This is a genomic window from Actinoplanes sp. CA-131856 (assembly GCF_050956135.1).
Classification (GTDB): domain Bacteria; phylum Actinomycetota; class Actinomycetes; order Mycobacteriales; family Micromonosporaceae; genus Actinoplanes.
Genome location: NZ_CP191849.1, coordinates 6,530,169 through 6,543,087 on the forward strand (window position 1 = coordinate 6,530,169; position 12,919 = coordinate 6,543,087).

10 protein-coding genes are annotated in these 12,919 nt (G+C 72.9%); 8 read left to right on the forward strand and 2 right to left on the reverse strand.

The annotated features are described in order from the left end of the window. Positions 1-49: 49 nt before the first annotated feature. Positions 50-1,048, reverse strand: coding sequence for a CAP domain-containing protein (locus ACQP2X_RS30365; protein WP_498687675.1), 999 nt, complete (start codon positions 1,046-1,048; stop codon positions 50-52). A gap of 305 nt (positions 1,049-1,353) precedes the next feature. Between ACQP2X_RS30365 and ACQP2X_RS30370 the strand changes: the two genes are divergently transcribed. From ACQP2X_RS30370 to ACQP2X_RS30405, 8 genes are all read left to right on the forward strand, one after another. Then, positions 1,354-3,069 (forward strand): acyltransferase family protein, encoded by a 1,716-nt coding sequence (locus ACQP2X_RS30370; RefSeq protein WP_498687676.1) that lies wholly within the window; start codon positions 1,354-1,356, stop codon positions 3,067-3,069. 352 nt (positions 3,070-3,421) lie between these two features. Continuing rightward, entirely contained in the window at positions 3,422-3,916 is a 495-nt protein-coding gene (locus ACQP2X_RS30375; RefSeq protein WP_498687677.1) for a chemotaxis protein CheW, read from the forward strand. Next, complete coding sequence (locus tag ACQP2X_RS30380; RefSeq protein WP_498687678.1) at positions 3,913-5,277, forward strand: CheR family methyltransferase; 1,365 nt, start codon at positions 3,913-3,915, stop codon at positions 5,275-5,277. Before ACQP2X_RS30375 ends, ACQP2X_RS30380 begins: the two co-directional genes overlap by 4 nt. Continuing rightward, entirely contained in the window at positions 5,274-5,807 is a 534-nt protein-coding gene (locus tag ACQP2X_RS30385) for a chemotaxis protein CheW (RefSeq protein WP_498687679.1), read from the forward strand. Before ACQP2X_RS30380 ends, ACQP2X_RS30385 begins: the two co-directional genes overlap by 4 nt. Beyond that, positions 5,804-7,276 (forward strand): methyl-accepting chemotaxis protein, encoded by a 1,473-nt coding sequence (locus ACQP2X_RS30390; RefSeq protein WP_498687680.1) that lies wholly within the window; start codon positions 5,804-5,806, stop codon positions 7,274-7,276. Before ACQP2X_RS30385 ends, ACQP2X_RS30390 begins: the two co-directional genes overlap by 4 nt. After that, positions 7,276-9,405: a hybrid sensor histidine kinase/response regulator gene (locus tag ACQP2X_RS30395; protein ID WP_498687682.1), complete on the forward strand. Its 2,130-nt coding sequence runs from the start codon at positions 7,276-7,278 to the stop codon at positions 9,403-9,405. The genes ACQP2X_RS30390 and ACQP2X_RS30395 overlap by 1 nt, the downstream gene beginning before the upstream one ends. After that, positions 9,402-10,475, forward strand: coding sequence for a chemotaxis-specific protein-glutamate methyltransferase CheB (gene cheB / locus ACQP2X_RS30400; RefSeq protein WP_498687683.1), 1,074 nt, complete (start codon positions 9,402-9,404; stop codon positions 10,473-10,475). The genes ACQP2X_RS30395 and cheB overlap by 4 nt, the downstream gene beginning before the upstream one ends. Beyond that, the gene (locus ACQP2X_RS30405) at positions 10,472-12,469 is read left to right on the forward strand and encodes a response regulator (protein ID WP_498687685.1); all 1,998 of its coding nucleotides are present in this window, start codon (positions 10,472-10,474) and stop codon (positions 12,467-12,469) included. The genes cheB and ACQP2X_RS30405 overlap by 4 nt, the downstream gene beginning before the upstream one ends. On the opposite strand, the gene ACQP2X_RS30410 is transcribed toward ACQP2X_RS30405, so the two are convergent. Further along, the gene (locus tag ACQP2X_RS30410) at positions 12,432-12,860 is read right to left on the reverse strand and encodes a winged helix-turn-helix transcriptional regulator (protein WP_498687686.1); all 429 of its coding nucleotides are present in this window, start codon (positions 12,858-12,860) and stop codon (positions 12,432-12,434) included. The genes ACQP2X_RS30405 and ACQP2X_RS30410 overlap by 38 nt on opposite strands. Positions 12,861-12,919: the final 59 nt, after the last annotated feature.

Genomic DNA, 12,919 nt, shown 5'->3' on the forward strand with positions numbered 1-12,919 from the left:
GGAAGCGCCGTGGCACTAAACCGGTATTCAGTTAGGTGTACAAAAAGGACTATCTGCGCGGAGTGGCGAAGTCCTGCACCCAGTAGGTGGTCCGATCGCGGTCGAGGGCCAGGCCGATGCCCATCTCGTGCAGGCCGCAGTCGAGGATGTTCTCCCGGTGCACGCGGCTGTTCATCCAGCCGTCGACGACCTCCCACGCGCTGTCCGCGCCGCGCGCGATGTTCTCGCCGTAGCGCTTCCAGTCGTAACCGGCGCGGCTCACCCGGTCGCCCGCGCTGTCGCCGTTCGGCGAGTCGTGCTCGAAGTAGTCACGCCGGGCCATGTCGGCCGCGTGCCGGTTGGCCGCCTCGATGAGCCGCCGGTCGAGTTCCAGGGGTCCGCAGCCGCCCTTGCGCCGGTTCTGATTGACCAGGATCAAGACCCTTTGCTGTACGGGCGCCGCGGGGCTGCCGGAGATGTCAGCCGCCGTGACATTGCGCCGGGCGGCGTCGAACACGGTCGCGCCGCGCTGAGCGGCGGGCCGCTGCGCCTGCTGCCGCTGACCCTGCTGCCGCTGACCCTGCTGCCACTGGCGCTGGCGCTGCTCACGCTGGGCCGCGGCCCGCTGAGCGGCGGCGCGCTGAGCGGCCGCGTGCTGAGCCTGCTGCCGCTGCGCGGCCTGCTGGGCCGCCTGCTGCTGGGCCTGCCGTCGAGCGGCCTGCTGCTGAGCGTCCTGCTGGGCGGGCTGCCGCTGGACCGCGAAGCCCGGCCGCTCCCGATCAGCCCCCGGCTCTTCATCCGAATTGTCGTAATCGTCGATCGAGTTGTCGTCGTCACTTACGTTCGGGCGGTCGTCGGAGTTCCGGTAGTCGTCCGGCTCCTCGTCCACATCTGAATACCGGTCGTCATCGGAGTGATCCGCCCCGAAGAACGGCCACCCGGGGAAGGCGAACCCACCCCACCCCTGCGTGTCCGGCCTCTCGCCGGCATCCGCGGTGGTTGCCGCGACACCGCCCGCGAGCAACAGTGCCGACGCCGCCGCGCAGACGACCACTACAGGTTTCCGCATGCCCCGTTAACCCCATCGATTCCCGGGCGCCCGGCCTTCTCCGGTGCGCCGCTCGCCGGGGATCAACGTCACGACCCGGCCACGGTCACTGATCGACCGTACGGCCGTATCGCCGCACCGATCGGCCGAGATGCCTTCGATCTGCGGCGCCAGCAGGGGAAACACCTCGGTGGAGGGCAGCACGGGTGTCGCACAACCGCACAGACAATTCGGACAGTTCATTCGTACGGGGTAAGCCTGCGAGGTCGTCTTGGCAACCGGCCGGACGGTCCCGCCACAGTGGCCGGACTGGCAAGGTCTTCGCGGTGCGTAACCGATACCTGGATCTCCTTCGCGCCGCCGCCATCGTCCGGGTGATCGTCTACCACCTGTACGGCTGGCCTTGGCTCTCCGTCCTGCTCCCCGCCATGGGCGTGATGTTCGCGCTGGCCGGCTCGCTCACCGCCGCGTCGCTCGACAAGCGCGCGGGAACCAAGGTGGTCACGTCACGCCTGCGGCGCCTGCTCCCCCCGCTGTGGCTGCTGGGGCTGATCGCGGTGCCGGTCATGCTGGTGACCGGCTGGGCCGCGGAGTCCGGCGGCGACCACCCGTTCAGCGTGCCGAGCCTGCTCTTCTGGCTGTTCCCGATCGGCGACCCGCCCGGCAGCGACCAGGCCCTGGACGTGTGGGAGCCGCTCTGGTACATCCGCGCCTACCTGTGGTTCGTGCTGCTCTCGCCGATCCTGTACCTGCTCTACCGCAAGGCCGGCTGGGCCGCGGTGGCGCTCCCCCTGCTGATCATGGCGGCGCTGGACGTCACCGGTTTCACGCTGCCCGACACGGCCGACGCGGCCCTGTGGGACTTCGTGACGTACGGCGCCTGCTGGACGGCCGGCTTCGCCCACCACGACGGCCGCCTGGCCCGGCTCAAGCCGTGGATCGCCGGCCCGGTCGCGCTGGTGCTGGCGGCCGGCGCCTATTACTTCATGAGGGACGAGGGCACGTACGACCTGAACGACATCTCGGAGGCGCAGGCGCTCTGGTCCCTGGCGTTCGTGCTGATCGCGCTGCGCTGGCAGCCGTCGATGACGTGGCTGTCGAAGGTGCGGCCCCTGGACCGCACGGTCACCCTGATCAACAACCGGGCCGTGACCATCTACCTGTGGCACAACATCGCGATCGCCGCGGTGTGGCCGGTCCTGACGTTCCTGGCCCTGGACGACGTGGGCGACAGCATGGGCCACGCGGGCGACCTGCTGGCCGCCTTCGTGCTGACCATCCTGGCCGTACTGGCCTTCGGCTGGGTCGAGGACCTGGCCGCGAAGCGCCGCCCCCGCCTCTGGCCCGCCGGCCCGCCGACCCGCGCCACCACCACCGAGCCCGCGACCATCGAGCCCACCACCGGCTCCGCCCCCAACGGGTTCGGCTCCGCCGCCGGCGCGTTCGGCGCCGTCGGGTCTCCCTCTGCCGGCTCCGCCGCTGCCGCGTTCGGCGCGCCGCCCCTCGGCACCGTCGGCAACCCGGCCAGCCCAGCTGCCCCAGCTGCCCCAGCTGCCCCGGTTGACCACGCCGCCCCGGCCGGCGCTGCCCCGGCCGGCGCCGCCCCGGCCCCCGCGCAGAACCGGGCCGCCCGGGTCAGCGGAACGGCTTCGGCGATGGCCAACTTGGGCGACACCAAGCGCCGCCAGACGGCCGCGGCCGCCATGCACCGCCTGCCCGCCAACTGGCCGCCCATCCCCCGCACCGACGACTCCGCCCCACCACCCCCGGCCCAGGCCACAGCCGCGACCCAGCCCATGACACCCGGCCTCCCACCCACCGGTCACACCGCGGCACCCGGTCCGGCCGCCGGGCACGCATCGGCCCCGCTCCAGCCCGACGATCCCGGTGTTCCCGTGGCCGGGCGCCGCGCCGATCCGCTCAGCGGAGACGCGGAGGCCAAGCCCGCCCTTCCCGCGGGCTGGGGCGTCTCGGAGGAGCCCCGGCAGTCCGGCCCCGAGGACGCCACCGAGTGGTTCCGCGGTCATCACACCCGAGACTGAGCCGCGCCCCGGTCCCCGAAGCTGAAGTCAAAGGCCGCTCGGCCCGGCCCAGCCGCCGAAGGCAACGCCGCTCAGCCCGGCCCAGCCGCCGAAGGCAGCGCCGCTCAGCCCGGCCCAGCCGCCGAGGGCAGGGCCGCTCAGCCCGGCCCAGCCGCGGAAGGCGGGGCGGCCCGGCCCGGCCCAGCTGCGGAAGGCGGGGCGGCCCGGCCCGGCCCAGCTGCGGAAGGCGGGGCGGCCCGGTCCGGCTCTGGGACGGTAGGCAGGGTCGCGCGGTGGGCGCTATTCGGGATCGACGGGTGGTTACCCGAGGAAATCTCGGAAATGACGGATGAATCACTACTAATCTGACGGAATGCGGCAGTACGGACAAGCGCCGGTGGCCTCCGAGGAGGAGGGCGCCGGAGTGGCGGCCCTCGTCTTCCGGGCCGGGCCGCTGCTCTGTGCGCTGCGGCTCGACGAAGTCATCGAGACCATGCGGCCGCTCGAGACGCGGCCCCTGGCCGGGACGCCCGCCTTCGTGCGCGGGATCAGCGTGCTGCGTGGCGTGCCCACGCCCGTGATCGACGTGTCCCGGCTGCTGGGCGGTGGGTCGGCCGAGCCCGAACGGTACATCGCCGTCAGCACCGACCGGGGCGCCGTCGCCTTCGGGACCGGGGCCGTCCTGGGCGTGAGCAACGTCGAGGCCGAGCCCTCCGGCGGGCACCCGGCCCTGCTCGGCGGGGGCAACAGCCGGCTCGTCGCCGGTGTCGGCACGTTCGGCGCCGAGCCTCTCCTGCTCCTGCAGAGCATGCGGGCCGTGCCCGACGACGTCTGGGAAGCCGCGGCCGCCGCGGGCGTGGCGACATGATCGGGGCGGCGGAGCTCATCCGCTTCCGGGAGGTGCTGGCCCGCCGGCTCGGCTGGACCTTCGCCGACAACGACTCCGGGCACCTCACGGGGACCCTGCGGGAGCGGGCCGGCGCTCGCGGGATGAGCGCCCGGGCGTACCTCGACCGCCTCGCCGCCCGGGCCTGGCCCGAAGAGCTGACCGTCCTGGTCGAGCGGCTCAGCATCACCGAAACCTATTTCTTCCGGCACGGCGAGCAGTTCCGGGCGCTGCGCGACGAAGCTCTGCCCGAGCGGGTGGCGGCCCGGCAGGGCCAGCGCGTGCTGCGGATGCTCTCGGTGGCCTGCTCCTCCGGCGAGGAGGCCTACTCGCTGGCCATCACCGGGCGGATGGTGCAGCCGGGAAGCGACTGGATCATCGATGTGACCGGCGTCGACACCAACCCGGCCGTGCTGAGCCGGGCCGAGGCCGCCCGCTATTCGGCGTGGTCGCTGCGGGAGACGCCCGACGACGTACGCCGGAAGTGGTTCCAGCAGGAGGAGGGCGGCTACCGGGTCGCCGAGGAGGCCCGGCGGCTCGTGCGCTTCAAGCGGCACAATGTCGCCGAGCCCGACCCGGAGTTGTGGACCGCCGGGCGGTACGACGTGATCTTCTGCCGCAACCTGCTGATGTATCTGACCGCGGAGGTCGTGTCGTCGCTGGTCGAGCGGATGACCACCGCGCTCGCCCCGGGCGGTTTCCTGTTCCTCGGCCACACCGACTCGCTCGGCAGCCGGGCCGACGGGCTCGATCTGCGGCAGAGCCACCAGGCGTTCTACTACTGCAAGGAGGAGAAGCCGGCGCCCGGGCCGGCCCCGGCCCCGGTCGCCGCCAAGCCCAGCGAACCCGAGAAGACCGGCAGCGAGACCTCGTACAACCAAGCTTTGGCCCTTTTCCGCGAGGAACGCTTCGCGGAAGCCCTCGACCTGATCGACGGCGAGCGCGGCACCCTGTTGCACGGCATCCTGCTGGCCCAGTCCGGCCGCCTGGGCGAGGCGATCACCCTGGCCCGGCGCCTGATCGAGGAGAACGGCCTCGACCCCGACGCGCACCAGCTGCTCGGCCTGTGTCTCGAGGGCGGATCGGCCGTGGCCGAGGCGATCAGCCAGTACCGCCTGGCCGCCTATCTCGATCCGGGTTTCGCCTTGCCCCGGATGCGCCTGGGCCAGCTGGCCCGGCGTCACGGCGACGAGCGGACGGCGGCCGGCGAGCTGGAACGCGCCCTCGACCTGCTGACCCAGGAGAAGGAGGAGCGGATCACCCTGTTCGGCGGCGGCTTCGGCCGTCTCGCACTGACCGTGCAGTGCCGCTCCGAGCTCGACGCCTGCGGAGTCCGGCGATGAGCACCGTCGCGAGCCGCCTCGAGGAGCTGCGGGAGGACTTCGACCGCTCGTTCGCCGACCCGGTCCGCAGCCACGACGACGAGCACGTCGAGCTGCTGACGATCCGGGCCGGCGGCCGCCCGTACGCCATCCGCCTCTCGCAGACCTCGGGCCTGCACCCGGACCGGCCGGTCACCCCACTGCCGGGCCCGCAGCCGGCCCTGCTCGGCCTGGCCGGGTTCGCCGGTCAGGTGGTGCCCGTCTACGACCTGGCCGCGCTGCTGGGCCATCCGGTGGCCGAGCGGCCGCGCTGGCTCGTGCTGGCCGGCGGCGACCCGCCGCTCGGCCTGGCCTTCCACGACCTCGACGGGCACGTACGGGCCGGGACCGCCGACATCGTGCGGGAATCGGGTGACAACGCGGTCACCGGGAGCGTCCGCGGCATGGTCGGCCTGCCCGGTGGCGCCCGGCCGATCATCGACATCCCCGCGACGCGCGCCACCGTGCACGCGCTGACCGGACACCTCACCGACCAGGAGGCCGCACGATGATGGCGGGACGCACCTTCGGCACCAAGCTGGCGGCCGGTTTCGGCCTGACCCTGTTCCTGACCCTGCTGATGACCGTGACGTCGGTGGTGGCGCTGCGCTACGTGCTGCACACCAAGAACGCGGTGATCGAGTCGGCGCGGGTGAACCTGGTCGGCGCCGAGGCGCTGAGCGCGCTCATGGAGTCGCGGATCGCCGACTACCGCGGCTACATGCTGGCCGGCACCGACGAATATCTGAACGCCACCAACACCGACCGCTCGAAGTTCCTGGCCCAGCTCGAGTCGTTGCGCGGAACGATCGAGAACCCGAACTCGAAGGCCCTGCTCCAGAAGGTCGCCGACGCCGAGGCCATCCACGCCGGCCTCGTCTCGGGGCTCATCGCGCAGCGCGCGAAGATCACCAACCTGAACAGCGTGGCCCAGTTCAGCGGCAACGAGGCGGTGAAGGCGGCCCGGCAGACGGTGCAGAAGTCGATCTCCGATCTGATCGCGCAGGTGCAGACCACGGTGAACGCCAAGAGCGACGACTCGTCCGAGCGCGCGATGTGGGCGATGATCTTCATCATCGCGATCGGCCTGCTGCTCATCGGCGGCGCGGCCGGCGTGGCCTGGAAACTCAGCCGTGACCTCAAACGCGAGGTCGGTGCGGCCGTCGGGCACATTCAGAGCTCGTCGGCCCAGCTCGAGGCGGCCGCGGCCCAGCAGGCCGCGGGCGGGCGCGACCAGGCCAGCGCGATGAGCGAGATCACCACGACCATCAGCGAGCTGCTGATCACCTCACGGCAGATCGCCGAGAGCGCCCAGCGCGTCTCCAAGGTGGCCGAGGAGACCGCGGAGGCCGCCCGCACCGGCGACGCGACGATCGACCAGACCCGGGCCTCGATTACCGCCATCCGCACCCAGGTCGACCAGATCGTGCAGCACATGCTGGCCCTGGGCGAGAAGTCGCAGCAGATCGGCGGCGTGGTCGATCTCGTGTCGGAGCTGGCCGAGCAGACGAACATCCTGGCCATCAACGCGACCATCGAGGCCAGCGGCGCCGGCGAGTGGGGGCGCCGGTTCGCGGTGGTGGCCGAGGAGATCCGCAAGCTGGCCGACCGGACCGCGGCCAGCGCCAAGGAGATCCGGGCCCTGATCGAGGACGTCCGGGGCGCGGTCAACACCACGGTGATGGCCACCGAGATCGGCGCCAAGGCGGTCGACTCCGGCTCCCGGCAGTTCGACGACGCCACCAGCTCGTTCCGCCGCATCGTGGGCCTGGTCTCGACCACGAGCGACGCCACCCGCGAGATCGAGCTCTCCACCAAGCAGCAGACCACGGCGGTCGAGCAGGTCAACGTGGCCGCCTCGGACACGGCCCGGGTCACCCGCGAGACCGAGGCCAGCGCGGTGCAGACCAAGCAGACCGCGGCCCACCTCACCACGCTCTCCGGCGAGCTGCTCGATCTGGTCGGCACCGGACGTCACTGATGGCCGACCGCGATCCGCTGCGCTATTTCCGGATCGAGGCCGCCGAGCTGGTCGAGCAGATCAGCACGGGCGTCCTCGATCTGGACCAGCAGCCCGGCCCCGAGGTGGTGGCCCGGCTGCTGCGGTACGCGCACACCCTCAAGGGCGCGGCCCGGGTGGTCAAGCAGCCGGAGATCGCCGAGCACGCCCACGCGTTCGAGGAGGTGCTGGTCCCGCACCGCGACGACGCCGCTCCCCTGCCGGCCGACGAGATGCGCGAGCTGCTGCGCCTCAACGACGAGATCGCCGGGAGGGTGGCCGCGCTTGCGAACCCCTCAGCTGTAAGCGCGCCGGAATCACCGCCCCCGGCTCCAGGCCCGGATCCGGCGGCGCCCGCTCCGGCGGCGCCCGCTCCGGTGGCGCCCGCCCCGGTGGAAGAGCCGGCGGCCGCCGCTCCGGAACGGGCCACCGAGGCTCCGGCCCCCGAACGGGCCGTCACGGCCGACCTCGACGAACTGCTCGACGCCATCGGCGAGGCCAGCGCCCGGATCGCCCCGCTGCGCGAGGGCAGCCGCACCCTGGCCACCATCCACCGCCGGGTGGAGACGCTCGGCGACCGCCTGCGGACCGGCCGGGTCGGCGGCGGCGACGCCGTCACCCGCAGCAGCGTGCAGCGCCTCGCGGGCGACCTGGGCGCGCTCGGCCGCCGCCTGATCGACGCCGTCGACCAGGTCGAACGCGAGCTCGACGAGGTCCGGGGCCGCGCCGAGGGGCTGCGCCTGGTGCCGGCCGGCACCATCTTCACCGCCCTGCGCCGGGCCGTGCGCGACGCCGCCGACGCCGACGGCAAACGGGTCCGTTTCCACGCCACCGGCGCCGAGGTGCGGATGGGCCCGCAGCTGCTCAACCAGGTCAACGGCGCCTTCCTGCACGTCGTGCGCAACGCCGTGGTGCACGGCATCGAGCGCGAGGAGCAGCGCCTGGCCGCCGGCAAGCCGGCCGAGGGCTCGGTCACCGTGCACGTCGAGCGGCGTGGCCGCTGGGCCGAGTTCCGCTGCTCCGACGACGGCCGCGGCTTCGATCTGGACGCGCTGCGCCGCACCGCCCGGGATCGGGGCCTGCTCTCCCCCGGCGCCGATCCCGACCCGCGCACGCTGATCGACCTGGTGCTGCACGGCGGCATCAGCACCTCGCCCGCGGTCACCGACGTGGCCGGGCGCGGCATCGGCATGGACGTGGCCCGCGACGTGGCCGACCAGCTCGGCGGCAGCGTCTCGATCGACAACCGGCCCGGGCTCGGCGCCACCGTGCGGCTGTCCGTGCCGCTGACCCTGCTCAGCATGAACGGCCTGCTGGTCGAGGCGGGCGAGCACACCGTCACCATGCCGCTGGACGCGGTCCGCCGGTGCGTACGGATGTCGGGCGACGAGATCACCACCGCCATGGACACCGGCCGTCTCGCCCACGAGGGCCGGGTCGTGCCGTTCCTGCCGCTGTGCCGGGCCCTGCATCAGGACGCCGAGCTGACCGGGACCGGGGTGGCCATCGTGCTCACCGCCGACGGCGAGACCGCGGCCGTCGGCGTCGACCGGCTCGCCGGCACCACCACCCTGGTGGCCCGCCCACTGCCCGACCTGGCCCCGGCCGCCTCGGTGATCGGCAGCGTCTCGATCGACCTCGACGGCAATCCCCGCCTCGTGCTCGACCCGCACGGGCTGGTCGCCGAGGCCCGGCAGGTCGGGCCCACGACCGGCGGGCCGTCCACCGACACCAACGGCCGCACGATGCCGATCCTGGTCGTCGACGACTCGCTGACCACCCGCATGCTCGAGCGCAGCATCCTCGAGTCGGCCGGTTACGAGGTCGATCTGGCCGCCTCCGGCGAGGAGGGCCTGGAGAAGGCCCGGTCCCGCGAGTACGGGCTGATCCTGTCCGACATCGACATGCCCGGCATCGACGGCTTCGCCTTCGTGGCCGAGACGCGGGCCGATCCCACCCTGTCCCACGTGCCGGCCATCCTGGTCAGCTCGCGGGCCACCGCCGAGGACCGCCGCCGCGGCACCGAGGCGGGTGCGTCCGCCTACGTGGTCAAGGGCGAGTTCAACCAGGAAGAGCTTCTCTCGCACATCCGGAGGCTGATCCTTCGATGATCCGTGTCCTGCTCGTCGAGGATTCCGCGACCATGCGCCACCATCTGCGCGAGTCGCTCGCGGCCGACCCGGAGCTCCAGGTCGTGGGCGAGGCGACCGACGGCGCCGACGCGGTCGCCATGGTCGCCCGGCTGCGCCCGGACGTGGTGACCATGGACATGATGTTGCCGACGATGAGCGGCCTGGTCGCCACCGAGCACATCATGGCCGAGCATCCGACGCCGATCCTGGTCGTCTCGTCGGCCGACCGGCAGGAGATGTTCAGCACCTACAACGCGCTGGCGGCGGGCGCGGTCGACGTGATGGAGAAGCCGCGGGGCGACGCCAGCGACGCCGACTGGGGGCGCCGGCTGCGCCAGTCCGTACGGCTGGTCTCGCGCATCCGCGTGATCACCCACCCGCGGGCCCGCCTGGACGGCCGCCCCAGGAGCAGCCCGCCCCGCGAGGCCACGCCGGCCCGGGCCACCGTCGTGCCGGTCACCGAGACGTTCCGGGCGGTGGCCCTGGGCGCTTCCACCGGTGGGCCGGGCGCGCTGACCGACCTGCTGCGGGCGCTGCCGGTGGGCTTCCAGCCGCCGGTGCTGTGCGTGCAGCACATCGCGGCCAGCGAGCCGTTCGCCGTGGCGTTCTCCGACTGGCTGGCCGGGCAGACCGGGCGCGACGTCACGTACGCCCGCGACGGCACGCCGATCGGCGCGGTCACCGGCCGGGTCGTGCTGGCCCCGCCCGACCGCCATCTGTTCCTGCGCGACGGCCTGCTGCGGCTCAGCGACGCGCCGCCGCGGCACTCGTGCCGGCCGTCGGTCGACGTGCTGTTCGAGTCGGTCGCGGCCGAGCTCGGCGCGGCCGCCGCCGGCTGCCTGCTGACCGGGATGGGCCGCGACGGCGCCGAGGGCCTGCTCCGGATGCGCTCGCGCGGCGCGACCACCTTCGCCCAGGACGAGGCGAGCTGCGTGGTCTACGGCATGCCGCGCGAGGCGGCCCTGCTCGGCGCGGCCGCCTACATCATGTCACCGGCCCGGATAGCGGCCCGGCTGGTGGAGATGCAACCCACCGGAGGCCGGCGATGACCCGGCAGGTGCTGATCGTCGACGACAGCCTCACCGTGCGGATGGACCTGCACGACGCGTTCAACGCGGACGGGTTCGCCACGATCCTCTGCGCCACCGGGGCCGAGGCCCGGACCGCGTTCGTCGCCGCCGAGTTCGAGGTGGCCGTGCTCGACGTGATGCTGCCCGACGCCGACGGCCTGGAGCTGCTGACCGAGCTGCGCGGCATGCCGAGCCGGGCCGGCGTGGTGACGGTGCTGCTGTCCAGCGAGGACGAGGTGGCCGACCGGCTGGCCGGGCTGCGGACCGGCGCCGACGAATACGTCGGCAAGCCGTACGACGCGGGTTATGTGGTGGCCCGCACCCGGCAGCTGCTCGGCGACGGGCCGGCCCGGGCCGACGACCGCACGACGGTCCTGGTCATCGACGACAGCATGACCTTCCGCGAGCAGCTGCGGGAGCTGCTGGAGGGCGAGGGCTACGCCGTGCTGACCGCGCCCAGCGGCGAGGACGGCCTGCGCACGGCGGCCGACCGCCGCCCGCAGGCGATCATCGTGGACGGCGTGATGCCCGGCATCGACGGGGCCACGGTGATCCGCCGGGTGCGCCTGGACCCGGCGCTGCGCGACATCCCGTGCATCCTGATGACCGCGGCCGACGACTACGCCACCGAGCTCCAAATGCTCGACGCCGGTGCCGACGCGTTCGTCCGCAAGCAGCAGAACCTGGCCATCGTGCCGGCCAAGCTCAACGCGGTGCTGCGGCAGAGCTCCGAGCAGCTGCCGATCGAGGTCACCGGCAGCCTGCACGGTCCGAGCAAGGTGCTGGCCCTGACCCCGGACAAGGGGCGGCTGTCCGATCTGGCCCACGCGCTGCGAGCCGACGGCTACGACGTGGTGCCGGTCGCGGCCACCGAGGACGCCCTCGACCTGCTGGCCGAGCAGCCGGTCGACTGCATCGTGCTGGGCATGGGGCTCTCCGGCGATCTGGGCCGCGACGCGTGCCGGCGGATCAAGGAGGTGCCGGTGATCGGCGAGACGCCGGTGGTGATGACCGGCGCCACCGACGAGGACATGCTCGAATGCCTGGCCGCGGGCGCCGACGACTACGTACGGACGGAGTCCGGCGCCGAGGCGCTACGGGCCCACGTCCGTACGCAGATCCGCCGCAAGCAGTCGCACGACGAGAGCCGCCGCATCCGCGAGGAGCTGATGCGCCGCGAGCTGGACGCGGCCGAGGAGCGTTCGGCCCGGCAGCTCGCCGAGACCCGGGCCGCCCTGGTCGAGGAGCTGGAGTGGCGCAACCGCGAGCTGGAGGCGTTCTCCGGCTCGGTCTCGCACGACCTGCGCGGCCCGCTCCAGGTGATCAGCAGTTTCGCCGAGCACATGCTCGACGACGAGGACGACCCGCTCAGCGAGGAGGCCCGCCGCCGGCTGGGCCGCATCCAGGCGGCTGCGCTGCGGATGGCCGACCTGGTCGAGTCGCTGCTGATCCTGGCCCGGGCCAGCCGCGGCGACCTGCGCCGGGAGAAGTTCGACATGACCTCGACGACGTGGTCGGTGATAGGAGAGGTGGAGGCCCGCGACCCGGGCCGCTCGGTGGGCTTCACGGTGCACGACGCGATGACCGCCGACGCCGACGAGGGCCTGGTCCGGGTCATCCTGGAGAACCTGATCAACAACGCGGTCAAGTTCACCCGCAAGGTCGAGCATCCGGCCATCGAGGTGGGCCGGACCGCGAGGGGCTACTTCGTGCGCGACAACGGGGCCGGTTTCCCGGCCGGCAAGGCGGGCGAGCTGTTCCGCCCGTTCGCCCGCCTGCACAAGGCCGAGGACTTCCCCGGCACCGGCATCGGCCTGACCACCGTGCACCGGGCGGTCGAGCGCCACGGCGGCGAGATCTGGGCCGAGGGCGAGGACGGCCGCGGGGCCACGTTCTGGTTCACCCTGCCCCCGGCGCCCTCGTCCGACCCACCGGTCACCGAGCGCCGGAGCCAGCCGCGGCGTCTCGGTTAGCCGCCACCTCGTCCATGTGGGTCTCGGCCCAGCGCTTGAGCGAGCGCATCGTCTCGTGCAGGGACAGACCAAGACCGGTCAGCTCGTACGACACGGTGACCGGGACCGTGGGTACCACGGTGCGGCTGACCAGGCCGTCGCGTTCGAGCGACCGCAGCGTCTGGGTGAGCATCTTCTGGCTGACGCCGGCCAGCAGCCGGGCCAGCTCCGAGTAGCGCATCGCCCGCGGCGGCCCGTCGCAGTCGGGCCCGCTGCCGAGCGCGCTCAGGATCAGCGTCACCCACTTGCCGGAGACCCGCTCGAGCAGCTTCTGGCTCGGGCACACCGCCAGGAACGCGTTGTACTCGGCCTTGGCCGCGGTCCTCTTCTGCGCCGCCGTCGTCGTCGCCATGCCCACCCTCCGGTGCCCAACGCACCCTGAGGTGCCTACTTCCCGATAGAGAGTTACCA

Excerpts from the sequence above, each read along its gene's own strand:
- ACQP2X_RS30410 (WP_498687686.1), bottom strand. The coding sequence starts at position 12,860 with ATGGCGACGACGACGGCGGCGCAGAAGAGGACCGCGGCCAAGGCCGAG.
- ACQP2X_RS30395 (WP_498687682.1), top strand. The coding sequence starts at position 7,276 with ATGGCCGACCGCGATCCGCTGCGCTATTTCCGGATCGAGGCCGCCGAG.
- ACQP2X_RS30375 (WP_498687677.1), top strand. The coding sequence starts at position 3,422 with ATGCGGCAGTACGGACAAGCGCCGGTGGCCTCCGAGGAGGAGGGCGCC.
- cheB (WP_498687683.1), top strand. The coding sequence starts at position 9,402 with ATGATCCGTGTCCTGCTCGTCGAGGATTCCGCGACCATGCGCCACCAT.
- ACQP2X_RS30390 (WP_498687680.1), top strand. The coding sequence starts at position 5,804 with ATGATGGCGGGACGCACCTTCGGCACCAAGCTGGCGGCCGGTTTCGGC.
- ACQP2X_RS30380 (WP_498687678.1), top strand. The coding sequence starts at position 3,913 with ATGATCGGGGCGGCGGAGCTCATCCGCTTCCGGGAGGTGCTGGCCCGC.
- ACQP2X_RS30385 (WP_498687679.1), top strand. The coding sequence starts at position 5,274 with ATGAGCACCGTCGCGAGCCGCCTCGAGGAGCTGCGGGAGGACTTCGAC.
- ACQP2X_RS30365 (WP_498687675.1), bottom strand. The coding sequence starts at position 1,048 with ATGCGGAAACCTGTAGTGGTCGTCTGCGCGGCGGCGTCGGCACTGTTG.
- ACQP2X_RS30405 (WP_498687685.1), top strand. The coding sequence starts at position 10,472 with ATGACCCGGCAGGTGCTGATCGTCGACGACAGCCTCACCGTGCGGATG.